This is a genomic window from Polaribacter sp. IC073 (genome assembly GCF_007997075.1).
Taxonomy (GTDB): domain Bacteria; phylum Bacteroidota; class Bacteroidia; order Flavobacteriales; family Flavobacteriaceae; genus Polaribacter.
Genome location: NZ_VORS01000001.1, coordinates 101,656 through 126,364, shown reverse-complemented (window position 1 = coordinate 126,364; position 24,709 = coordinate 101,656). Strand labels below are relative to the sequence as shown.

Here is a 24,709-nt window from a genome sequence, read left to right as displayed (position 1 = left end):
GTTAGCGATTAGAAATTGTTAAAAAGTTGTCGATTTCGAGTAAGTTTGTAAAGATGAAAAATACGCTAGGAAAAGAAGAACGTCTAAAGAGTAAAAAATTAATAGAAAAACTTTATTCTAAAGGAGATGCTGTTAAGACTTTTCCTTTAAGAATGATGTATGTAAAAACGCCACATACATCCAATTTTCCTTGTCAGGTTGGTGTTTCTGTCTCCAAAAGAAATTTTAAAAGAGCGCCAGATAGAAATAGATTAAAGCGTCTAATGAGAGAAACGTATCGTTTACAAAAAGAAATTGTGTACAACAACCTAGACGAACCGTACGTTTTTATGATTTCGTATATTGGAAGAGAAGAAATGAAATATGAAGAATTGTATGCGAAAATGGAGAAATTATTGACGCTATTTATCAATAAAACAAAAAATACAACAGATGAAAATATTCAACCTTAAAAAGAAAACCGTTGTTTTATTATTGATAGGTACTATTTTTATCACCTACTCTTTTAAATCGAAGTTTTTTGAAGTTGCAAAACAAATAGAGATTTACAATACATTATTTAAAGAATTGAATATGTATTATGTAGATGAAATTAATCCTGCAGAATTTACAAATAAAGCAATTAAAAACACACTTAAAGACCTAGATCCGTATACCAATTTTTACAATGAACAAGATGTAGAAACTGCAAAAATAAGAAGAGCAGGAGAGTATGGCGGCATTGGAGTTGCGGTTTATTACACCAAACAAGGAATTGAAATAAGTGAAGTTTATAAAGGGTTTTCTGCAGATAAAGCAGCTTTAAAAGCCGGAGATGTTATTGTTTCCGTAGACAATCAATCGATAAAAAATATGGAAAGAGACCAACTTTCTATGTTTTTAAAAGGCACCCCAAATAGTAAATTTTCTATTGAAGTTGAAAGACAAGGAAGTGTTCTGAGAAAAGAGATTACCCGAGACAAAGTTGTCATCAATCCTGTGCCATTCGCAGAAATGATAGATGAAGAAACAGGGTATATTACATTAACTCGTTTTAATGAAAAAGCATCTTCCGAAGTAAAAAAAGCCTACAGAAAATTAAAGAAACAAGGAATGACGAAGCTGGTTTTTGATCTTCGTTACAATCCTGGTGGCTCTTTGTTAGAATCGATTAGAATTTCCAATTTCTTTTTACCTAAAGGGAAAAAAATAGTAAGCACAAAGGCAAAAATTAAAAAGTGGAGCAATACATATAACACTAAAAACGATCCGTTAGATTTAGAAATTCCGATCGTGGTTTTAATAAATGAACGTTCTGCATCGGCATCGGAAATTGTAAGTGGTTCTCTGCAAGATTACGACAGAGCAGTAATTATGGGAAAACGTTCTTTTGGTAAAGGTTTGGTGCAACGTTATAGAGAATTAACTTACGGTACGCAGTTGAAGCTTACAATCTCGAAATATTACACACCAAGCGGAAGATGTATTCAAGAGTTAGATTATGAAAACAGAGATGCAAAAACGGGGATAGTGCCTAAGTTTTCAGACAAGGGAATTAACGCTTTTAAAACAGCAAATGGTAGAACTGTTTATGATGGTGGTGGCGTACAACCAGATATTGAGATTAGTACATCAAATAGAAATGAAGCTACAGATAAGTTGCTAGAAACAAAGGCTATTTTTAATTATGCAACTCAATATTTTTATGAAAACCAAGCAATAAAAAAAATAGAGGATTTCGACTTTAAAAGTTCAGACTTTAATACCTTTACAAAGTATTTAAAAGTAGACACCACTTTTGTAACTGCGCAAGAATCTTTGTTTAAAAAAGCCTTTTTAGCATCCAAAGAAAATAACATTTCGAAAGAATATTATCAAATAAAGGAAAAGTTAGCAGAAGATAAAATCACTGAAATATCAAAAAATAAAGACATTATTTCTGAAGTAATCAAAGCAGAAATTTTAGAAAGATTTTTTTATAAAGAAGGCGTTTATCAGTATCATTTAAAATATGATAAAACGATCTCTGAAGCAGTTGTTTTATTGCAAAATGAAGCTAAATACCGTGAAATTTTATCAGGTAAATAGTTTTATATTTATACCTTAAATAAGAATATGTCAGAAGTAAAAAAAATAGCAAGAACACGCGCGCAAGAATCTACAAATGCCATAGAAAAATTATATATTTCTATGCGTCATTTGTTTAGTAGAGGTTTTTACAAACCAATGGGAATTTCAGGAGAAACTTTGCGTAAATCGTTACTTTCTTTAAGGCCAGAGATTTATGGTTCTATAGGCGAAGAAAGAATAGAGTTGAGTGGTTTAACGTATGTGATAGAAAGGCTTCCTGAAGGAATTGAAGAATGCCAGTATATTAATTTAACAGCAGATGAAGGATATAAAAATTCGCATTTTAACTCAATTATTCCACCAAAAAGAAGAAGAAATTGTTATCGAATAGATAAAGATCAAATGAATATTGAGATAACCAGAGGAAGGTCTGAAATCTATGATATTCTAACGCATTTAACCTTCTTATTTATAGAATCTCATAAAATTCAAGAAAGAGTTACACTAAATGATGGTGAAGATTTTACAAGAGAATGGAAACATTTAGAAGACATTGTACTTTACCAAAAAGAAGTTACAGACGAAGAAAGAGAGGTAACTATTGCCCATTTAGGGAATATTTTAGGAAGAACTTTTGACGAGGTTTTAAGTATTTATAAGAATTTTTCATCGGAAGAAAATCCGGATCGTTTTTTTCAACTAATTTATTGGTTGGGTAAACTCGCGATAAATGAAGTTTTAGAAAATAAGAAAAGAACGGTAACATTTAGTTCTATTTTAATAGAAGAAATAGGACATCATATTTATGGTGAAATTTGGGCGAATGACATTAAAAAAGTTTTAAATGAGCATCGTTTATTAGAAAGACCCATACACATTATAAGTGCAAATATGCACAGTGTATTAAATTCTATATATGCAAAAAATGCATTGCCAAAAGAAGTAAAGGATTTAAAAGGATTTGAATTGTATCAGGTTTTAAGTAACTCAGACAGTAAACCTTTGCAGAAAAAAGTGAAAGATTTTGCTTCTTCAAACGGCCTTATTTATATCAAAGATACTTCTGGGACAAATATTAATGTTCAGATTATAGATACAGCTAAAATAAATTTTGAAGTATTAACGTTCTCTAAAAAAGAAAAGTTAGCAGAAAACCCTGTGATTATTGTAATGGACTATGCTTTTGGTGAGCAGGCCTTTGAAACAATGGATGAATTGTTAAAACCTTACACTTGTGAAAAGAACACTAAAACTCATTTAGATGTAAAATCTGTTTCTATTATGGGTAAAGCAGGTATTCTTGAAGGAGGAAAAGGAGATATTATGATACCTTCTGCACATATTTTTGAAGGAACAGCAGATAATTATCCGTTTAAAAATGAATTAACAAAAGAAGATTTAGAAGGCTTTGGTATTGAAGTTTTTGATGGTTCTATGGTGTCTGTATTAGGAACTTCTTTGCAGAATAAAGACTTATTGAAATTTTTTCATGATTCTACCTGGAATGTTATCGGTTTAGAAATGGAAGGAGCTCATTACCAAAAAGCCATACAATCTGCTTCTAGAATTAGAGGAAATATTTCTGAAGATGTACAAGTAAGATATGCTTATTATGCATCAGATAATCCTTTAGAAACTGGTGCAACATTGGCTTCTGGCGGATTAGGAATGACTGGCGTAACACCAACATATGCCATTACACAAAAAATATTAGAACAAATTTTTAACAGTTAAACTGTATTTATAACCAAACATGTTAACAAACCAACAACCCACAAACAGTAACAATAATAACGAAGAAGAAGTAGATTTAGGTTCTTTATTTGTAATTATAGGAAAAGGATTTTCTAAGCTTTTTAATTTTATAGGAAGTATTTTTAAAGGAATATTTCACTTCTTTATTTCAATATTAATTTTTCTTAAAGATAATTTATTAAAAATTGGTATTGCAGCAATTATTGGCTTTGTAGCAGGCTTTATTTTAGAAACTAATAAAGGAAACACTTATGCTTCTGATTTATTAGTAGAACCAAACTTTAAAAGTGCAAGGCAACTGTACAATAATGTTAATTTTTATAATGACCTTGTAAAACAGAAAGACACTGCAAGAATTCAAAAAACATTTCAATTAGACAAAGAAACTGCAGGCTCGTTAAAGAAGTTTACAATAGAGCCAATTGTAAATAAGAATGATATCATAGAATCTTACAATGATTTTGTACTAGCTGTGGATACTACAACTGTTAAAAGTTACACTTTCGAAGAGTTTAAAACTTCTTTTACAGAGTTAGATTATAAGATTCATAGGATACATGTTGTAGCGCAACAAAATGATGTCTTTAATAAATTAGATGAGGTTATTTTGTCTTCTGTAGTAGAAAATAAATACTTTAATAGAGTTAAAGAGTTAACAAATGAAAACTTAAATAGATCAGATTCTTTGCTTCGCCAAAACCTAGGTCAAATAGATTCTTTAAGAAGAGTTTATATGCAAGTAATGTTAGACGAAGCAAAAAAACAGACTAGTGGTACAAATATTGATTTAGGAGGTGAAAAAAGAACAACGAAAGAATTAGAACTTTTTGAAACCAATCGAAAGTTAAATGCTGAACTGAAAGTTGTCGTCAAAGAAAAATCGAATACATATGAAGTTATAAATGTGATTTCTAATTTTCAGCCTATTGGTTACGAAATAAAAGGAATTACAGAAAATATAGCATTGCAATTAGCTGCTTTAGGTGCTTTTCTTATGATTTTTGTATTGCTGCTAATTAAGATCAACACTTATTTAAGCAATTATAAAAAGTAAGTATGCAAACGATTCTTATTACGGGAGGCGCTGGTTTTATTGGCGCTAATTTTATTCCTTATTTTTTAAATAATAATAAAGAATATCATGTTGTAAATCTAGATGTCTTAACATACGCAGGTGATTTACAAAATCTAAAAGAAATAGAAAATAATGCAAATTATACTTTTATTGAAGGGGATATTTGTGACAGGAGCTTAGTTGAAAATTTATTTAAAAAATATAATTTTTCTGAAGTAATTCACTTTGCTGCAGAATCTCATGTAGACAATTCGATTAAAAACCCGGATGCTTTTGTAAGAACCAATGTTTTTGGCACGTTTAATTTGTTAGATGTAGCGAAGAATTATTGGATGGAATCGCCCAATGTATTTAAGAAAAATTTTGAAAATTCAAGGTTCCACCATATTTCTACAGATGAAGTGTATGGCACTTTAGGTGAAATAGGTTTGTTTACAGAAGAAACTCCATACGCACCAAACAGTCCTTATAGTGCTTCCAAAGCATCATCAGACTTTATGGTAAGAAGTTATTTTCATACGTATGGTATGCACGTAGTTACTACAAATTGCTCAAATAATTACGGACCAAAACAACATGATGAAAAACTAATACCAACCATTATTAGAAAAGCAATTTCAGGAGAAAACATCCCCATTTATGGCGATGGAAAAAATATAAGAGACTGGTTGTATGTTTTAGATCATTGTAAAGGGATTGAATTGGTTTATAAAAACGGTAAATCTGGAGAAACCTATAATATTGGTGGTAAAAACGAGCGAGATAACTTATATATTGCAAACAAAATTTGTGAAGTTTTAGATGAAATTCATCCAAAAGAAAAGTCTTACAAAGCACAAATAAGTTTTGTAAAAGATAGACCTGGGCATGACTTTAGATATGCAATTGATGCAACTAAGTTAGAGATTGAATTGGGTTGGTCTGCAGCTGAAAATTTTGAATCAGGTATTTTAAAAACCATTCAATGGTATTTAAATAAATACAATTAATATGAAAGGAATAGTTTTAGCAGGAGGTTCTGGCACACGGTTACACCCGCTTACATTAGCGGTTAGTAAGCAATTGATGCCCGTGTATGATAAACCAATGATTTATTATCCAATTGCTACCTTAATTTCTGCAGGAATTAGAGAGATCTTAATAATTTCTACACCACAAGATTTACCCCTATTTAAAAAATTATTAGGAAACGGAAACCAGATTGGTTGTAGTTTTGAATATGAAGTGCAAGAAAATCCTAATGGGTTGGCAGAAGCTTTTATTATTGGTGAAAAATTTATTGGGTTAGATAAGGTTGCTTTAATCTTGGGAGACAATATTTTTTACGGCTCTGGATTGTCTAACTTGTTAAAAGCAAATAACAATCCGGATGGAGGGATTGTATATGCATATCATGTAAATGACCCAGAAAGATATGGTGTGGTAGAATTTGATAAAGATTTAAAGGCAATTTCAATTGAAGAAAAACCAGAAAAGCCGAAGTCTAATTATGCAGTACCTGGTATTTATTTTTATGACAATGATGTCATTGAAATTGCTAAAAATATAAAGCCAAGTAAAAGAGGCGAATTAGAAATTACAGAAGTAAATAATGTCTATTTAAAAAAAGGGAAACTATCTGTAGAAATTTTAGATAGAGGAACTGCTTGGCTAGATACCGGTACTTTTAATTCTTTAATGCAAGCAGGTCAGTTTGTACAAGTAATTGAAGAAAGACAAGGTTTAAAGGTTGGTTCTATTGAAGAAGCTGCATATAGCGCAGGTTTTATAACCAAACAAGAAATGATAGAAATAACAAAGTCCCTGTTAAAAAGTGGATATTCAACTAATTTATTAAACATTTAATGAAGGTTACAGAGACATCTTTAAAAGGCTGTTATATAATAGAGCCTATCGTTTTTGGAGATAAAAGAGGAAGCTTTTTTGAAGTTTTTAATAAAAAAATATTTAGAGAAAAAACAGGTTTAAAAATCGATTTTGTACAAGATAATCAGTCTATTTCTCAAAAAGGAGTTTTAAGAGGTTTACATCTACAAAAAGGCGGATTTGCTCAGGCAAAACTAGTAAGAGTTGTAAAAGGAAAAGTATTAGATGTTGCTGTTGATGTTAGAAAAGATTCACCAACGTATGGAAAACATTTTTCAATAGAATTATCTGAAGAAAATAACAAACAATTATTTGTGCCAAGAGGTTTTTTACATGGTTTTATTACTTTAGAAGACGATACTATTTTTTCTTATAAGTGTGATAATTATTATAATAAAGAATCGGAAGATGGGGTTTTGTTTGATGACAAAAATTTAAATATTGATTGGAAGTTAGAAGAGAAAGAAATACAACTTTCTAAAAAAGATAAAAACCTACCGAATTTTAATACTAAATAAAAGATGAGTGTTTTATCTAGAAAATATCAAATTTTATTTGAACAAGGGATCATTAGTTTATTGAATTTTGCTTTAATATTTGTTCTATCAAAATTAATTTCTTCGACTCTTTTTAAAGATTTTTTTTTAGGTTATTCTATTGTTATCATTATTAGTTTGGTTATCTCAAGTTTTGCAAATCAACCATTACAAGTTTTTTTAAAAAGAGGTGAAAACAATAAAAATTATATATTTAAAATATTTTTTATTAACCTATTATTATTTCTCATAGTATCTTTAATTGTTAGTATTGTGGTGATTAATTATTATCAATTTTTAGTTGATGATCTGATTTATATCGTAATTCTAGCTTTCTTTACCTCTATTTATGACTTTATAAGAAGATTGAGCTTTGTCTATTTTCAGGATAGTTTTACTAGTAATTTACTTTCTTCTTTCTCTATACTTTTGTTTTTTTTTACAACATTAATATATTATTATTCGATTGATAATATAAGCTTATCAACAGTGTATATTACTTTAATTATTAGTTATTTATTAGGGATTTTTATTTTTATTGTTTTAAAAAAAAATAAAATTAAATACATCTTTAATTTAAAGGCAAAATCCATTCAACTAAGTTTTTATGAAATATTAAAGAAACATAGTAATTATGCTATATGGCTTGTAATAGGAATACTTTTTTTTTGGCTTTATAGTCAAGGAGTATATTTTTTAGCAGAAAAATATTTAATAGTTAAAGATTTTAATGCAGTTAGAATTTCTCAAAATTTGGTAGGAGTTTTGTCAGTATTCTTTGTGACATTTGAAAACATAATGTTGGTTAAATTAGCGCTAGTATTTGATGGAGAAGATTTTCAAGGAATTAATGAATATGTACAAAAAACATTGAAGAAACTGCTACTTCCTTTCATAGGCGTTTTGATAGTAACTGCTGTAATTATGACATTTTTATTTAAGTTATACTATCATGATAATTTGTTTTACTCTGATAAAGCGGTATACTTATTGTATTTTTTTGTGTATCAATTTTTTTTCGGTATTTCAAGAGTTTTTGTCGTAGCCTTGAAGGCAGTTAATGCCACAAGATATATTTTGTTTAGTCATGCTTTTACTGCTATTTTTGCAGTTCTTTTGAGTGTGATTTTACTTCCAAAATTTAGTAACGGTCATACATTAGCATTAATTATGATTAATTCTATATTTTTGTTTTCTATAGGAGTTTATATGTATTATAGGAAAATAATGATTAAAAGTAATCATATAGAGTAAAATCATATTTACTTATTTTTCATCAAACCTTAAATGTGCAATCAAAATGAATAAAACAAAAAAGAATATTTTAATTATTAATGCTTATTCATACAAAAATAGAGGGGATTCTGGAATTATTGTTGCTATGATAAATCTAATCACTAAGGCATATCAGAATAATGTAAGTATTTCGGTGATGTCACAATTTCATGAAGAGAATTCAAGTTTTTATAAAAAACTAAATGTAAAATCGGTGCCTCCTGTCTGGGATATTTTAAACCAAGGAGGTTTTATTAATAAATATTTCACGGGCTTAAAAAAAGTAATAAGCTATAAAAAACAATCTGCCGATGCTATTAAACAAGCAGATTTAGTATTGTCAGCCGGAGGAGGATATTTATACTCTTCAAGAAAAGGACCATTAGGAATTGGTTTTATAAATGTTTTATATCATTTATGGTTATCTAAAAAACACAAAAAAAAAATAATTTTATTTCCTCAGAGTATTGGTCCACTAAACTTCTTTTTGGATAAATTTTTATTAAAAAAAGTTTTTTGTAAATTAGATCTCTTGTTTAGTAGAGAAAATATCACAACAAAGTTTTTAAACAACAACAACGTTAACATCAAAATTAAAGAGTTACCTGATGTTGCTTTTATACTAGAACCTCAAAAGAATGATTTGATAGACGATATGGGAATTTCTTCTGTGGATTGTTTGAAAATAGGAATTACTGTATTAGATTGGAGATTTGCTAGCAGTGGCAGTGATGTAAAAGATGTAGATGATTACCTTGATAGAATTGCCAATGCCATTAATAATCTTAGTAAAATAGTCAATCAAAATATAAAGGTTTATATCTTTCCTCAGGTTACAGTTAGTGATACGGATGGAGACCTTAAAGTATCTAAAGAATTATTAAATAAATTAAATGTAGAGTCTCAAGTGTTCTCTCTTGATAGTATAAACAATCCAAAAGAGCTTGTTTATTTATACTCTAAAATGGACGTTTTTATTGCTAGTAGAATGCATTCTGCTATATTTTCTTTAGCAGGAGGTGTACCTACAATAGGATTAGCATATCAACCAAAAACAACAGGAACATTTGATTTAATTAATTTAAAAGATTTTGCATTAGATATTAAGTCTTTTACAAAAGGTGATTTACAGGATATTATTTTAAAAATAATTAAAAATAATAATCAATCAATCGAAAAGATTAAAAAAGAGGTAGAAACGGTTAAACTAGAAATTACTAAAACTTTAGTTAATGCCTTAAAGGATTAAAAATGATCATACAATTATTACAAAAAAAAGAACATAAGGTATATTTATTTATTATTTTCTACATAATACTTGATTTTTTTTTAAGTATTGCATCTAATTTTTTTGAAGCTAAGGGATTCGCTTTGACTCCATATTTTAGAATACTACTTATTTTATTTACAGTTATTTATTTTGTTATTGATTTCTTTAATATCAACATGAAAAGGAAAGTTAATAAACTATTTACCTTCAATGAAATCTTTGTGTACGGTTGGTTTGCTTTTGCAATGCTCTCAATTTCTCTGGGTTTAATAAATAGAAACCCAATTATTTATATTATTACCGATTTTTTATATGTTCTAATAGGAACAGTATTGTTTTATATTTTCCAATATCTAAAAAGTAATCAAACGTATGATTTTTTTGATATTAGTAAAATACTTATCGTACTAGGAATTATTTGTATAACCTTTAATCTAAAGGTTCCTGCTATATTGTTAGTACTAATGATTGTATTTGTCTATGTAAATATTATCAAAAAAAAATATTTTAGTAGTTTATTTTTATTAATTCCATACTTTATAATGGTGCTTTCTTCCAATCGCACTCAGTTAGTTGTTTTTTTTATAATGGTACTTCTACTTCTTTTAAGAAAATCCAGGAATTACTTCAGCACGAATTCAGTTATTGTTTTTGGAATAAGTTTACTTATTCTTGCTTTTTGTTTTAAAGTAGAAGTATTGCAAACATTGTTGTATTTTTTTAATCCAAAAAGTAATATAGGTTTTAGAATTTATCAAATAATAGTTATTTTTAAAGAAGGAATAGATTATTCCAGTTCTTTTTTTGTTTCTATATCTCAAAGAATTATAGAAGTTCAAGTTGTTATTGAGTATTGGACAAGTGATTTCGTTACGTTTATTTTTGGATCTGGTTCTGGAGGTACAATAGATGGATCTAAACTTTTTAACGATAATTCAGTTTTAAATTCTGCTCTTTTAGGGGGTGAAAAAATACATAATATACATATATTACCTTTCTCTTTAATTTTTAGATATGGTTTTATAGGATTGATGCTATTTTTAATGTTACTTTTAATTGTTTACAAGTCAATTATCAAAGTGCTAAATGAAAAAACCAATGAGCAAAAATTGTTTTGGAATTTATTTTTGATTTTTTGGTTTTTCTTCTCCATACCAGCTGCTTCCTTTTTATGGAGTATGCCTGTTTTTTGGATCAGTTTAGCCTACACAAATAGACAAACCTAAAAGGATGCATAATTGAAAAATTTACAGAATAAAAATAGCAATAACTCTAACCAATTCTTAAAAGATAAAAAATTTTCAGCAATTGATTTTTTATTTATTTTGTTTGCTCTTTTCCCGTTATTACCTTTTGGAATTAAGGGTGCACCTGTTATTTTGTTGGCTCTTTTTGTCATTTCTATTTTAAAAAAAAAGAAAAAGAAGTTTGAATATATTTATTTAATAAATTCAACACTTTACATTATATATTTTATTAGTATTTTTTATTCTGATAATAGTAAAAATTCACTAACGTTATTAGAAACAACACTATCCCTCTTAATAGTACCCATCAGCTTTGTTCTGTATTCTGGTATTAAACTACCTAACAAAACTATATTAAAGCAAGAGTTTATCTTTAAAACCTTTTTTATTATTTCCTCTTTTGTTCTGTCCATTTTTATTTTTATTATTTCATTTGAATATGGAGATTATATTTCAACAAAAATTGAATTACGCCAATTTTTATCAAGATTAGATAGTGGCTTTTTTTGGTTAAAAGAGCACCCCATTTATTTATCAATTTATCTTTCAATCTCATTATTAACAATAATCAGTTTATTTAAAACATCTAAAAGAAAAATTGTTCTTATTGTTATGGGTTTGTTTCAGTTTTTTATTCTCATGCTTCTCTCTAGAAAAGGAGTCATTATTTCCTTTTTATTTACTGCAGTGGCATTCTTTTTAATGATTCAAAAAAGAAAGAGAATAGGATTATTATTTATTGTATTTTTTTCTGTTATAGCTAGCTTTTTTGTCTTTAAATATACACCAGACACTATAAAAAGGTTTGAAGAGGTTTTCGATGTAAAAAGTTATAATAAAATTGAAAAACATTCTTCAACAAGCATTAGATATGGTGTTTACAAATGTGCTTTAGAAAAAATCAATGAATCTTGGGTTATAGGTTATGGTATTGGAGATGTTAAAAGCGAATTATTAAAATGTTATGAAAAAAAGTCCAAAATTTTAGTGAATCAAAACCTAAATAGTCACAACCAATATTTAGGAATCTTACTTTCCGTTGGTCTTTTTGGGTTGCTTGTTTTTATAATTCCATTAATAATAAATTTAAGATTGTTTTTTATCAATAAAGATTATTTTGCTTTTTGTTTACTTTTGATGTTCACTTTTTTTATGTTTTTTGAAAATATTTTAGATAGGCAGAATGGTGTAATTTTGTTTGCTTTTCTATTAAATTTCTATACCTTTAAAAACTATACTCTAAAGAAAAATGAATAAAGTTCTCATCATAGGCCCGTTTCCAAAACCAATTTCAGGGGTTTCTTTAGCGAACCAAGTAGTAAAAGAAATTATAGACAACTCTAATGATTTTAAAGTAGACACTATAGATACTTCCTATAGTGTTTTTGAAGACGCAATAGGAAGCTTTTCCTTCAAAAAGTTTTCTTTCTTCTTAAAAATGAATTTTAGTGTTTGTAAGATTTTTAAAAATGATATTGTTTATATAACACCAGGTCAAACTTTTTTCGGAATTACAAAGTATACTTTATTTATCTTATTCTCTTCAATTCTAAAAAAGGAATTAATTATACACGTTCATGGTAACTTTTTAGGAACACAATACCAAGAATTAGCAGGTGTTAAAAAGAATTTTTTTTATTTTTTAATATCAAAGTTTACCAAAGGAATTGTATTATCTGCTTCTTTAAAACAAAATTTAACTCCATTTTTAAAAGAGAAAAACATCTATATATTAAATAATTTTGCACAAAATTATTTGATTGAGAATGAACAAAAAATTGATAATAGTATTTTAAAAATCTCTTATTTAAGTAATCTTATGGAAGAAAAAGGAATTTTTCGGCTTTTAGATTCACTAAAAGATTTAGAAAATAAAAACATTAATTATAAAGCAAAAATAGCTGGTAATATTGATGTTAAGCTAAAAGATAATATCTTAGAGAAAATTTCAAATCTAAAAAATACTACTTATATAGGTATTGTTTACAATAAGGATAAGAAAAGACTACTTGATTGGAGTAATGTTTTTGTGCTTCCTACTTTCTATAAAATGGAAGGTCAACCAATTTCAATTCTAGAAGCTTTAGCAACAAAAAATGTAATTATTTCTACAAAGCACGCAGGTATAGAAGATATCGTTACAGAAAATAAAAATGGATATTTAGTTGAGAAACAAAATTCTGATAGTATAACCAACAAATTAATATACTTAAATGAAAATAAATCTGAAATTTTAGAAATTTGTAATTACAATAAAATGTATTTTGCGAAAAACTTTACAATTGAAATTTTTAGTAAAGAGATTATAAAAATTATTAAAGAAAGAAATGCAAGTACTTAATACATTTAAGTTACCTAAAAATTTCAGAGGAAAAAATGCCTTTGTAGTTCAATTGTGGTGGCTTATTCAATCTTTATTTTTTAGAAACTCACCCCAGTTTTTATATGGTTTTAGACGTTTTGTCTTAAGGTTATTTGGAGCTGAAATTGGTAAAAAAGTAATTATTAGACCTACCGTAAGAATAACCTACCCTTGGAAAGTTTCTATTGGAGATTATTCTTGGATTGGAGATGACGTAGTTTTGTATTCTTTGGGTAAAATAGAAATAGGTAAAAATGTAGTAATCTCACAAAAATCATATTTATGTGCGGCTTCTCATGATTATTTAAAACAAGATTTCCCCATTTTTGCAAAAAAAATCACCATTAAAGATGAATGCTGGTTGGCAACAGATGTTTTTGTTGCACCAGGAATTACCATAAATAAAGGGACTGTGGTAGGATCTAGAAGTAGTGTTTATAAAGATTTGCCAGAAAATAAAATTTGCATGGGCAATCCTGCAAAAGTAATTAGAGAAAGAAAAATTGAATAACAAGAAAAACATTTTAATAATCTCTCCATTTTTTTACCCGGAACCAATTTCTACAGGGAAATTTAACACCAATTTTGTAACAGGGTTGGTAGATCACGGGCATGAAGTAACGGTATTATGTTTTCATCCATTTTACCCAGATTGGAAAGCAAAAAAAAGTAAGGATCAATTAAAAGGAGTAAAAATAATAAGAGGTGGAAAACATCTATTTTACACAAAAAAAACAATTTTTAGAAGGTTAATTCTAGAATTTAGTTTCGCTTTTTTTGTGTTAAGAAAATTATATGAAAATCAAAAAAATAAAGATTTAATAATACCAATATTTCCACCAAGTTTTGCTTTTTATTTTATACTGCCCTTTCTTAGTAAAAGGATACGAAAAGTAGGAATGGTACATGATTTACAAGAAATTTATTCGGAAGGGAAAACAGGTTTTTTAAATAATTTTATTAAATTTTTTATTCATAAAATTGAAAAAAAATGTTATCAGAATTGTAATAAATTACTATTTTTATCTCATGAAATGAAAAATGAGGCTAAAAAATTATATAATTTAGCTGAAGATAAATTAGAAGTTCAATACCCTTTTATAACATTAAAAGATCATATTACTAACGACTTAGATTCAATATTCGATAAACAGAAAATTAATGTTGTTTATTCTGGTGCTTTAGGAGAAAAGCAGAACCCTATGGAGCTTTTTAGCTTTTTTGCAGAAGCATCTAAAAAAATAGAAAATACGATGTTTTATATTTTTTCTGAAGGAGAAACTATTAAGAAATTAAAAAAGTTAAATAACAACAAGAAAATCATTTTTCATAATTTAGTAAATAAGGATAATTTAGAAGAGTTATATAGTAAGAGTTCTATTCAAATAATTCCTCAAAAAGAAAATACATCAAAGGGTTCCTTACCATCAAAGTTACCTAATTTATTGGCTTCGGGTTGTAAAGTTTTAGTAATAACCGATCCTAAAAGCGAAATTGAAGAATTCTTTGCAAGTAATAATTTAAGCTTAGTTGCTACTAAATGGAATAATAATTTATTGGTAGAAAAGTTGAAATTTTTAATAGATAAGAATGTAGACATACAACATCAACAAACTGTTGCAAAAAAAAAGTTTACAATTGATGAAATGATTCTTAAAGTTTTTCGTTAAAATTATATATTTGTTTTGAATTAACCTACCAAGTTTGAAAAAAAGATACTCTTACCTAATAAAACCCTCAAAGGTTGTTCTAGACGTTTTAATTATTAATTTTGTTGTGTACTTAGTGTACGATAAAGAATATTTAAACACATATTTTTTATCATATATTACTATTTTTTGGCTACTTACCTCTTATTTTTTGGGTTTCTATAAAGTACATAGATACACAAGTGTTCTTAATGTTTTTAGTCTTTTAGGTAAACAGTTTCTAATTTTTATTTTAGGATATTTTGCCTACTTTGGAATTTTTAGAGAAGGAAATATTGTAAATAATCAAATTTTAATTTTAACATCTATTGGAGTAACTATTTCTTTTGTGAAATTTTCATGGCTTTTGTTGCTTAAAAAATATAGATCACTTGGTAATAACCTTAGAACTACAATTGTTGTAGGTTGTGATGATTCTACAAAAAATGTTATCAAACTTTTTAAAAGTAAATCTAATTTAGGATATAAATATTTAGGGTTTTTCTCAGATAAGACTTATAAGAAGAATGAATATCTGGGGGATTTAAAAGCTGTTTTCGAATATGCCTCTAAAAATACAGTTGATGAAATTTATTGTTCATTATCCTCTTTAAATAAAGATCAAATAAAAAAAATCAACAAATTTGCAATCGATAAAAACATTGTATTAAAGCTGATTCCGAATTCTAATGAGTTGTATAGCAAAAACCAAAGTACGGCGTATTATGATGATGCTTTAATGGTTTTAAACGTTCATAAACTTCCTTTTGAGTTCACAGAAAATTTTTATATTAAAAGAGTGTTCGACATATTTTTCTCAATTTTTGTTTGTGCTACAATTCTTTCTTGGTTAATTCCAGTTCTTTGGGTTATTGTAAAACTAGAGTCAAAAGGACCATTAGTATTTAAACAAGGTAGAGAAGGAATTAATGGTGAAGAGTTTGTTTGTTACAAGTTTAGGTCTATGAAAGTTAACGAATTATCCGATAAAGTGCACGCAACAAAAAATGATCTAAGAGTTACTAAGATAGGAGCATTTTTAAGAAAAACAAGTATGGATGAACTACCTCAGTTTTTAAATGTGCTTTTTGGCGATATGAGTGTTGTTGGTCCAAGACCACACTTAGAAAGTCTATCTTTAGAATATCAAAAAGAAGTAGACGATTATCTTAAGAGACATATTGTAAAACCTGGTATTACGGGTTTAGCGCAAGTAAGTGGTTATAGAGGAGAAATAAAAAGAAAGTTAGATATTAAAAACCGTGTACGATTAGATATTTTTTATATAGAAAACTGGTCTTTTTTATTAGATATTAAGATTATTATAAAAACGATTTTAAATGTTTTTAAGGGAGAGGAAAAAGCATATTAATGAATAAAAAATTCAAAATAACTGCTACTATCGTTCTCTATAAAGAAAATATTTCTGTTTTAGAAAAAACGATTGAATCTTTTTTACAAGTACCTTTTTCAAAAAAACTTTTTCTTGTTGATAATAGCCCAACAGATAAATTAAAAAACGAATTTAATCATCCAGAAATCATTTATATTTTTGTTGGTAAAAACATTGGTTTCGGTAAAGCTCATAATAGTGTTTTAGATAAAATTAATTCAGAATTTCATTTAATTTTAAATCCAGATGTTATTTTTACATCGGATGTAATTCCGAATTTAATAAAAGTTTTAAATAAAGAACCAGAAGTGTCTTTTATAACACCAAAGGTGCTGTACCCTAATAAAGAAGTGCAATACGTATGTAGAAAGCACCCAACTTGTTTTAATTTGATAAACAGAAAGTTAAAGTTTTCTAGTCGTGAAATAAAAAATAACGAGTATCAAAACAAAGATTTAGAAAAATCCTTTTATCCAGAATTTATTCATGGATGTTTTATGTTTTTTAAAACAGAGGATTTTAAAAGGTTAAAAGGTTTTGATTGTAGATATTTCTTGTATATGGAAGATGCAGATTTATGCAGAAAAATTGATGATATTGGAAAAAAGAAGCTCTACTACCCAAAGGTTGATATCATACACCAGCATCAAAAAGGATCATCAAAAAGGATAAAATTATTTTTATATCACCTTTCATCAGCATTTAAATATTTTTTAAAATGGGGGTTTTAACTGAATATTTTTTTACCCATTAAGATTTGCCATAAAATGTATTTCTAATGAAAGCAAGAATCCAAAGAATTTAAAATATATTTGCAGCAACAACACAACACAACACAACACAAATGAATGTACTTATATTAGGTTCTGGAGGAAGAGAACACGCTTTTGCATTAAAATTATCAGAAAGTAAAAAAGTAACTCAGCTTTTTGTAGCGCCAGGAAATGCCGGTACAGACAAGTTGGCTACCAATATTGATATTAACATAACAGATTTTGAAGCAATTAAAGAGATTGTTTTAGAAAATGCTATTAAAATGGTAGTCGTAGGGCCAGAAGTTCCTTTGGTTGCAGGAGTACATGATTTCTTTTTAGCAGATGATGAGTTGAAAGACATTCCTGTTATCGGACCTAAAAAAGACGGAGCATTGTTAGAGGGAAGTAAAGACTTCTCGAAGCAGTTCATGCAAAAACACGGCGTGCCAACAGCTAAATATCAATCTTTTACGAAAGATAATTTAGAAGATGGTTACGCATTTCTAGAAATGTTAACACCGCCTTATGTTTTAAAAGCAGATGGTTTAGCTGCCGGAAAAGGAGTCTTAATTTTAAACTCTTTAGAAGAAGCAAAAACGGAATTAGAAGACATGGTTTCTAATAAGAAGTTTGGTGAGGCCTCTACAACAGTTGTAATAGAAGAATTTTTAAAAGGAATAGAATTGTCTGTTTTTGTTTTAACAGACGGTAAAAGTTATAAAATATTACCTTCAGCTAAAGATTATAAAAGAATTGGAGAAGGAGATGCTGGTTTAAACACTGGCGGAATGGGTGCAATCTCTCCGGTACCATTTGCAGATGCTGCTTTTTTAAATAAAGTAGAAGAATTGGTTGTAAAACCAACAATTGCTGGTTTACAAAAAGACGGAATTGATTACAGAGGTTTTATCTTTATTGGATTAATGAATGATAATGGAAATCCTTCTGTGGTAGAGTATAATGTGAGAATGGGAGATCCTGAAACGGAAGTTGTCTTACCAAGAATTGAATCTGATTTATTTGATTTGTTTGAAGGTGTCGCGCATCAAAATTTACATGAAAAGTCTTTTTCTGTAACAGATAAAACGGCCACCACAGTAATGTTGGTTTCTGGCGGATACCCAGAAGCGTATGAAAAAAACAAAGAAATTAAAGGTTTCGATGCTGTTGATGAATCTATTGTTTTTCATGCAGGTACTACAATGAAAGATAATAAAGTTGTTACAAGCGGAGGTAGAGTGATGGCAGTAACTTCTTTTGGAGATACTATTGAAGAGGCTTTAGAAAAAAGTTATAGAAGCATTGATAAAATTCATTTCGATCAAATGAATTACAGAAAAGACATTGGTTTTGATTTAGTCTAATGAAGAAAAAAATAATTGTTGCACCTTTAAACTGGGGACTGGGTCATGCCACCCGTTGTGTACCAATTATTAATGCTCTAATTAAAGAAAATTATACACCAGTAATTGCTTCCGATGGCAATGCTTTAAAGTTTTTAAAACATGAGTTTTCAGATTTAGAAACTTTAGTGTTGCCTTCTTATCATATTAAGTATGGTAAAAATTTAAAAAGGAATCTTTTTTTACAATTACCAACGATTTTAAAAGCAATAAAAGAAGAAGAGAGAGTTATAGCGTTTTTTGTAGCCAAAAATAGGGATGTTGTTGGTGTTATTTCAGATAACAGATTTGGTGTGAGAAGTTCTAAAATTCCTTCTGTATATATTACACATCAATTAAATGTTTTATCTGGTTTTACTACTTACCTTACAAGTAGCATTCATCAAAAAATTATAAATAAGTTTGATACATGCTGGATTCCCGACAACTCAAGTTCTAATTTTTCAGGAAAATTATCTATATCAAATCGAAAATTAAATCAGAAATTTATTGGTGTTTTAAGCCGGTTTAAAAAAGAAGAATTAGAGCAAAAAATTGCTGTCTTAGTTATTATTTCTGGTCCTGAACCGAATAGGACTTTTCTAGAAGAAAAACTGATTGCTGCGTTTAAAAACGATAAAAGAAAGGTGGTTTTTGTTTTAGGAAGGATAGAAGAAGCTCAAAAAGAATGGACAAATAATAACTGCACATTTTATAATTTCCTTTTATCCGAAGAACTAGAAAAAAAAATAAATTCTTCTGAAGTTATTGTTTGTAGATCTGGGTATTCATCAATATTAGATGTTGCAACTTTAGGGAAGAAAGTATTTTTTATTCCTACTAAAAATCAACCAGAACAAGAATATTTAGCAAATTATTTACAAAAAAAGCACATTGCTCCGTTTTCTAAAATTGAAGATTTTACTTCAGAAAAACTAAAAGAGGTTGAACGTTATGCGGGTTTCAAATCAATAAAAAACGACTTTAATAGTGATTTATTTTGCCTTTTCCATCGTAAAAGAAAACTCTGACCCTTCACCATAAGTGCTTTTTAATAAAACAGTTTGGTTGTGCGCTTCAACAATATGTTTTACAATAGATAAACCTAAGCCAGAACCACCTTGTTCTCTAGACCTGCTTTGATCTACTCTGTAGAAACGTTCAAATAAACGAGATAAAGATTGTTGCTTAATACCTTCTCCGTTATCTATCACTCTAATTACAAATTTATTATCATTGTAACTATCTGCAGCAACAATGGTTGTTCCGTTTGGTTTTCCGTATTTAATAGAATTTACAACAAGGTTGATAAGTACTTGTTCTGTTTTTTCTATATCACCAATTACAAAAACAGGAAAGTCATAAACGCGATCAAACTTTAAAATGATGTTTCTTTTCTTCGCCTTCATTTCAAACAAATCAAAAACATTTTGAATGATTTCTAAAATATTAAAAACTTCCATATTTAGTTTCAATCCATCTGTTTCTAACTTTGCAATCATGTCTAAATCCTTGGTTACTGCAACCAGTCTTTCTACTCCTTTGTTGGCGCGTTCTAGATATTTTAAACGGATATTCTTATCGTCCATAGCACCTTCTAAAAGCGTAAGTATATAACCTTGTACGGTAAAAAGAGGTGTTTTTAATTCGTGTGCAACATTTCCTAAAAAATCTCTCCTAAAAGAATCTCTTTCGGTTAAACTTTTTATTTCTAAACGTTTCCCTTCTACATATTTTTGCATGCGTTTAGAAAGCTTATCAATGTCTGTAGTTACAGATTCTTTTCTTAAATCTTTTACATCTAAAATAGAAACATCTTCGTAAATTTTCTTTAATCTTCTGTAAATAAAATGTTCTGTTCTGTACTGTATAATGAAAAAATAAATAGTAAAAAGTACGAGTGTAGAAATTATGATACTACCTAATCCTATGTGTTTAATAAAGAAGAAATAGGCTATTACTACAATAGCAACCGTTAATAGTGTTAAATAGATAGCAGACCAAAGTGCGTAAGAATACGTTTTTTTAATTTTCATTAAAGCAATTTTATTTATCCGCGTCTAATAATACAAATTTATAGCCCACACCTTTTACGGTTTTAAAATGGTCGTCTCCTATTTTTTCTCTTAACTTTCTAATATGAACGTCAATAGTTCTTCCGCCAACAACCACTTCATTTCCCCAAACGGTATCTAAAATTACTTCTCTTTTAAATACTTTTCCTGGTTTTGAGGTTAATAAAGAAAAAAGTTCGAATTCTTTTCTAGGTAATGAGATTCTATTTCCTGCCTTATAAACAACGTATTCTTCTCTGTCTATAATAATATCTCCAATGGTAAGTGTTTCTTCATTTTCTTTTTCAGATTTTAATCTTCGTAGTAAAGATTTTACTTTGCTTACCAAAACTTTAGGCTTAATTGGCTTGGTGATATAGTCATCTGCGCCGGCTTCAAAACCTGCAACTTGAGAATAATCTTCTCCTCTGGCAGTTAAAAAAGAAATAATTACATTTTCTAAAGAAGTTATTTTTCTAATTTTTTCACAAGCTTCAATACCATCCATTTCTGGCATCATAATATCCAATAAAATTAAATGTGGACTATTTTTTTTAGCAGATTTAATGGCTTCTTGCCCATTGGTTGCTGTAAAAATTTGATAACCTTCGCTTCTAAGATTGTAACTAACAATTTCTATAATATCTGGTTCATCATCAACCAATAGAATTTTAATATCGCTTTTATTCATAATTTTATTAGAATGTAGGTCTCAAAAATAGCAATTATTAAATCATTACAAGCGCACTTAACAATCATTTAATTTTTAAAAGCTCATAGATAACGTTTAGTTAACGATAAAATTTTTTTTAAAAATTAATAACTGATAATCAGGTTTTTAGTAATTTGGCAGCAATTGAAACTTTAAAAATGGTATCTTTTTTTAAATGAGCTAATAAAACTACTGCCGCTTTAAAAGGTACTATAATAGAAGGTTTTCGAGCGATACAAATCTGATTATTTATAAATAATTTACATTAGATAGCACAAAATAGAGTGCTACTTTTAATGTTTTAGGAAAAAAAGTTTTGTAAAAGTTTTTTCTGGAACAAAGTTTACTATGGATGTTGCCACAATTAATGCCGCAATTTATATTTTAAAAGTGACTAAAGAAGGTAAGACAGCTGCAAAAAAAATAGTTATTAGATAATTCTCTAATATTTTGAAATTTTTAAATACTCCGAATTTATTTCTGAGCTTTTCTTTTTTCACTACCTTTCGTGTAGAAAAAGAAAAATGTATTGCTATGAATTTGTCTGTCAAATTAAATGATATCTTGTTTTTAGATATAGAAACGGTTCCGCAAGAAGAAAATTGGAACAACGTAGTTGCGGAAACACAAGAACTCTATAAGAAAAAAACACAATACCAACGCAAAGAAGAATTTACTGCAGAATCCTTTTATGAGCGTGCAGGTATTTGGGCAGAATTTGGTAAAATAATATGTATTTCTGTGGGCTATTTTGTAGATGTAGATCAGAAGAAACAATTGCGTTTAACTTCTTTTTTCGGGGATGATGAACACAAGCTTTTAACTGAATTTAAAGACTTATTAGACAAGCATTTTGTTAAGAAAAGTAATGTTTTATGCGCTCATAATGGTAAAGAGTTCGATTTTCCTTTTATAGCCAGAAGAATGATTGTTCATCAAATAGAACTGCCTAAAAAGCTAAACTTATTTGGTAAGAAACCTTGGGAGGTACCTCATTTAGATACCTTAGAATTATGGAAGTTTGGTGATTATAAACATTATACTTCTCTAAAATTATTGACTTCTATTTTGGGCATTGCTTCTCCTAAAGATGACATAGACGGGAGTGAAGTTGCTAAAGTATATTATCAAGAAAAAAACCTTCAAAGAATTGTAGCATATTGCGAAAAAGACACGGTTGCCGTTGCGCAAGTATTATTAAGGTTCAATAATCAAGCCTTATTAAAAGAAACAGATATTGTGCGTGTTTAATTTTTACCTTGCAAACTTTTAAAAGTCATGTAGGTATAAATTTAAAAAATATATACCTACAATGTTAAAAGAAACCTTACAAAAGAAAACCTGTTTTTAGCATGCTGTTATCCTTCTATTTTCATAGAAAGTTCTAACCAGCGTTCTTCTTTTTGTTCTAGATTTTCAATAGTTTTTTGCAATTCTTCAGATTTTTTAGCAATATCATCCGCATCAATTTCAACATTTAAAAATGCTGTTTCAATAGTTGCTTTTCTTTTCTGAAGTCTTTCAATATCGCCTTCTAAGGCACCAAATTCTCTTTTCTCATCGAAACTTAATGCATTCTTAGTGGCTTTTTTCTCTGGCTTTTTGTCTACTGTTTTTTTTACGACAGATTTCTCTGTAAGTTCTTTGGTTTCAGAACCATCATACGCTCTAAAGTCTGAATAATTTCCTGGGAAATTCTCTACAACACCTTCGCCTCTAAAAACAAACAGTGCATCTACAATTTTGTCCATGAAATACCTATCATGAGAAACCACTAATAAGTTTCCTGGGTAGTCTAACAAGAAATTTTCTAAGACATTTAAAGTAACCACATCTAAATCGTTGGTAGGCTCATCGAGAATTAAAAAGTTAGGATTCTGAATTAAAACAGCACACAAATACAAACGTTTTTGCTCACCTCCAGAAAGTTTTTCAACAAAATCATATTGTTTTTTCTTGTCGAATAAAAAACGTTCTAATAATTGTGAAGCAGATATTTTTCTTCCTTTAGAAAGCGGAATAAATTCTCCGAATTCCTTTACCACTTCAATTACTTTTTGTCCTTCTTTAATGTTAATACCGGCTTGTGTGTAATAGCCAAATTTTACAGTTTCACCTAGCGTCACTTTTCCGCTGTCTAACTCCGCTTTTTCTGTAATAATGTTTAAGAAAGAAGATTTTCCTGTTCCGTTTTTACCAATAATACCAATTCTTTCGCCTCGTTTAAAAATATAATCGAAACCCTCTAGAATTTTCTTGTCGCCAAAAGATTTAGATACTTTATGAAGTTCAAGAATTTTACTTCCCAAACGCTCCATATTAATTTCTAATTGAACTTGATGATCTTTTCTACGTTGGTGTGCACTTTCTTTAATTTGATAGAAATCATCTGTTCTAGACTTCGATTTTGTAGTTCTTGCTTTTGGTTGCTTTCGCATCCATTCTAATTCTTTCTTAAATAAACTTTTAGCTTTACCTAAATTGGTTGCTTCTAAAGCTAAGCGTTCTTCTTTATTTTGTAAATAGTAAGAATAGTTTCCTTTGTATTTATAGATTTTCCCTTCGTCTAATTCTAAAATTTCATTACAAACACGTTCTAAAAAGTAACGATCATGCGTTACCATAAATAACGTGATCTTTTCTTTTGCAAAAAAAGCTTCTAACCATTCTATCATTTCTAAATCTAAATGATTTGTTGGCTCATCTAAAATTAATAAATCTGGTTTATTAATAAGAACAATGGCTAAAGAGAGTCGTTTTCTCTGTCCACCAGAAAGCGAACCCACCTTTAGAGTTAAATCGTCTAACTTTAATTTTGATAAAATTTGTCTGTATTGTGTTTCAAAATCCCAAGCATTGTGTTGGTCCATCAAATCAAAAGCAGCTTGATAGGCATCAGCATCATCAAGATTTTTTAAAGCTTTTTCATATTGATTTACAATAGTTAGTATTTTATTATCAGTAGCGAAGATGGTTTCTTCAATAGTTAAATCTGGATTGATATCATCTTTCTGAGCCAAGTAAGCAATAGAAATTCCTTTTCTGCACACCACTTGCCCAGAATCTGGAACGTCTAAACCTGCAATAATATTAAGGATAGATGTTTTTCCACTTCCGTTTTTTGCAACGAAAGCAACTTTTTGATCTTTGCTAATTCCGAAAGAAATGTCTTCAAACAAAATGCGTTCTCCGTAAGATTTAGAGATGTTTTCTACTGATAAATAATTCACTATTTCTATTTTTTTACAAAGAAACAAAAAACCCAAGCAAAGGCTTGGGTTTTTGAATCA

At 28.5% G+C, this 24,709-nt stretch carries 22 protein-coding genes and 1 pseudogene; 20 read left to right on the top strand and 3 right to left on the bottom strand.

Annotated features, from left to right (window positions below; all coding sequences use genetic code 11):
* The first annotated feature begins 53 nt into the window (after positions 1 to 53).
* From rnpA to ES045_RS00445, 18 genes are all read left to right on the top strand, one after another.
* Entirely contained in the window at positions 54 to 452 is a 399-nt protein-coding gene (gene rnpA, locus ES045_RS00530) for a ribonuclease P protein component (RefSeq protein ID WP_147110750.1), read from the top strand.
* Complete coding sequence (locus ES045_RS00525; RefSeq protein ID WP_147110747.1) at positions 433 to 2,067, top strand: S41 family peptidase; 1,635 nt, start codon at positions 433 to 435, stop codon at positions 2,065 to 2,067. Before rnpA ends, ES045_RS00525 begins: the two co-directional genes overlap by 20 nt.
* A gap of 27 nt (positions 2,068 to 2,094) precedes the next feature.
* Positions 2,095 to 3,783 (top strand): DUF6909 family protein, encoded by a 1,689-nt coding sequence (locus ES045_RS00520; RefSeq protein ID WP_147110744.1) that lies wholly within the window; start codon positions 2,095 to 2,097, stop codon positions 3,781 to 3,783.
* 19 nt (positions 3,784 to 3,802) lie between these two features.
* On the top strand, positions 3,803 to 4,858 hold the full coding sequence (locus ES045_RS00515; protein ID WP_147110741.1) for a hypothetical protein: 1,056 nt from the start codon (positions 3,803 to 3,805) through the stop codon (positions 4,856 to 4,858).
* A gap of 2 nt (positions 4,859 to 4,860) precedes the next feature.
* Positions 4,861 to 5,868 carry a dTDP-glucose 4,6-dehydratase gene (rfbB, locus tag ES045_RS00510; RefSeq protein ID WP_147110738.1) on the top strand — a complete coding sequence of 336 codons (1,008 nt, stop codon included), beginning with the start codon at positions 4,861 to 4,863 and terminating at the stop codon, positions 5,866 to 5,868.
* Between the two features lies 1 nt (position 5,869).
* On the top strand, positions 5,870 to 6,724 hold the full coding sequence (gene rfbA, locus ES045_RS00505; RefSeq protein WP_147110735.1) for a glucose-1-phosphate thymidylyltransferase RfbA: 855 nt from the start codon (positions 5,870 to 5,872) through the stop codon (positions 6,722 to 6,724).
* The gene (gene rfbC, locus ES045_RS00500; RefSeq protein ID WP_147110733.1) at positions 6,724 to 7,263 is read left to right on the top strand and encodes a dTDP-4-dehydrorhamnose 3,5-epimerase; all 540 of its coding nucleotides are present in this window, start codon (positions 6,724 to 6,726) and stop codon (positions 7,261 to 7,263) included. The genes rfbA and rfbC overlap by 1 nt, the downstream gene beginning before the upstream one ends.
* A gap of 3 nt (positions 7,264 to 7,266) precedes the next feature.
* Complete coding sequence (locus tag ES045_RS00495; protein WP_147110730.1) at positions 7,267 to 8,535, top strand: hypothetical protein; 1,269 nt, start codon at positions 7,267 to 7,269, stop codon at positions 8,533 to 8,535.
* 46 nt (positions 8,536 to 8,581) lie between these two features.
* Positions 8,582 to 9,805, top strand: a complete 1,224-nt coding sequence (locus ES045_RS00490) for a polysaccharide pyruvyl transferase family protein (RefSeq protein WP_147110727.1) — start codon at positions 8,582 to 8,584, stop codon at positions 9,803 to 9,805.
* 2 nt (positions 9,806 to 9,807) lie between these two features.
* Complete coding sequence (locus ES045_RS00485) at positions 9,808 to 11,052, top strand: oligosaccharide repeat unit polymerase (RefSeq protein ID WP_147110724.1); 1,245 nt, start codon at positions 9,808 to 9,810, stop codon at positions 11,050 to 11,052.
* 12 nt (positions 11,053 to 11,064) lie between these two features.
* A complete protein-coding gene (locus tag ES045_RS00480) occupies positions 11,065 to 12,330 on the top strand; it encodes an O-antigen ligase family protein (protein ID WP_147110721.1) in 1,266 nt (421 codons plus the stop codon).
* Positions 12,323 to 13,414, top strand: coding sequence for a glycosyltransferase family 4 protein (locus tag ES045_RS00475; protein WP_147110717.1), 1,092 nt, complete (start codon positions 12,323 to 12,325; stop codon positions 13,412 to 13,414). The genes ES045_RS00480 and ES045_RS00475 overlap by 8 nt, the downstream gene beginning before the upstream one ends.
* On the top strand, positions 13,401 to 13,946 hold the full coding sequence (locus tag ES045_RS00470) for a putative colanic acid biosynthesis acetyltransferase (protein WP_147110715.1): 546 nt from the start codon (positions 13,401 to 13,403) through the stop codon (positions 13,944 to 13,946). Before ES045_RS00475 ends, ES045_RS00470 begins: the two co-directional genes overlap by 14 nt.
* Positions 13,939 to 15,105 (top strand): glycosyltransferase, encoded by a 1,167-nt coding sequence (locus ES045_RS00465; RefSeq protein WP_147110712.1) that lies wholly within the window; start codon positions 13,939 to 13,941, stop codon positions 15,103 to 15,105. Before ES045_RS00470 ends, ES045_RS00465 begins: the two co-directional genes overlap by 8 nt.
* A gap of 34 nt (positions 15,106 to 15,139) precedes the next feature.
* Positions 15,140 to 16,495: an exopolysaccharide biosynthesis polyprenyl glycosylphosphotransferase gene (locus ES045_RS00460; RefSeq protein WP_147110709.1), complete on the top strand. Its 1,356-nt coding sequence runs from the start codon at positions 15,140 to 15,142 to the stop codon at positions 16,493 to 16,495.
* Positions 16,495 to 17,247: a glycosyltransferase family 2 protein gene (locus tag ES045_RS00455; protein ID WP_147110706.1), complete on the top strand. Its 753-nt coding sequence runs from the start codon at positions 16,495 to 16,497 to the stop codon at positions 17,245 to 17,247. Before ES045_RS00460 ends, ES045_RS00455 begins: the two co-directional genes overlap by 1 nt.
* Positions 17,248 to 17,360: 113 nt before the next feature.
* Positions 17,361 to 18,635, top strand: coding sequence for a phosphoribosylamine--glycine ligase (gene purD, locus ES045_RS00450; RefSeq protein ID WP_147110703.1), 1,275 nt, complete (start codon positions 17,361 to 17,363; stop codon positions 18,633 to 18,635).
* A complete protein-coding gene (locus ES045_RS00445) occupies positions 18,635 to 19,684 on the top strand; it encodes a glycosyltransferase (protein WP_147110700.1) in 1,050 nt (349 codons plus the stop codon). Before purD ends, ES045_RS00445 begins: the two co-directional genes overlap by 1 nt.
* On the opposite strand, the gene ES045_RS00440 is transcribed toward ES045_RS00445, so the two are convergent.
* Positions 19,649 to 20,689, bottom strand: coding sequence for a sensor histidine kinase (locus ES045_RS00440; protein ID WP_147110697.1), 1,041 nt, complete (start codon positions 20,687 to 20,689; stop codon positions 19,649 to 19,651). The two genes, ES045_RS00445 and ES045_RS00440, sit on opposite strands and share 36 nt — an antisense overlap.
* Before the next feature lie 10 nt (positions 20,690 to 20,699).
* Entirely contained in the window at positions 20,700 to 21,398 is a 699-nt protein-coding gene (locus ES045_RS00435) for a response regulator transcription factor (RefSeq protein ID WP_147110695.1), read from the bottom strand.
* Between the two features lie 366 nt (positions 21,399 to 21,764).
* On the opposite strand from ES045_RS00435, the pseudogene ES045_RS16830 reads away from it, so the two are divergent.
* Positions 21,765 to 21,857: pseudogene (locus ES045_RS16830) on the top strand (T9SS type A sorting domain-containing protein); the annotation flags it as partial.
* A gap of 96 nt (positions 21,858 to 21,953) precedes the next feature.
* Positions 21,954 to 22,670: a 3'-5' exonuclease gene (locus ES045_RS00425; RefSeq protein WP_147110689.1), complete on the top strand. Its 717-nt coding sequence runs from the start codon at positions 21,954 to 21,956 to the stop codon at positions 22,668 to 22,670.
* 107 nt (positions 22,671 to 22,777) lie between these two features.
* On the opposite strand, the gene ES045_RS00420 is transcribed toward ES045_RS00425, so the two are convergent.
* Positions 22,778 to 24,649, bottom strand: a complete 1,872-nt coding sequence (locus ES045_RS00420; RefSeq protein WP_147110687.1) for an ABC-F family ATP-binding cassette domain-containing protein — start codon at positions 24,647 to 24,649, stop codon at positions 22,778 to 22,780.
* Positions 24,650 to 24,709: the final 60 nt, after the last annotated feature.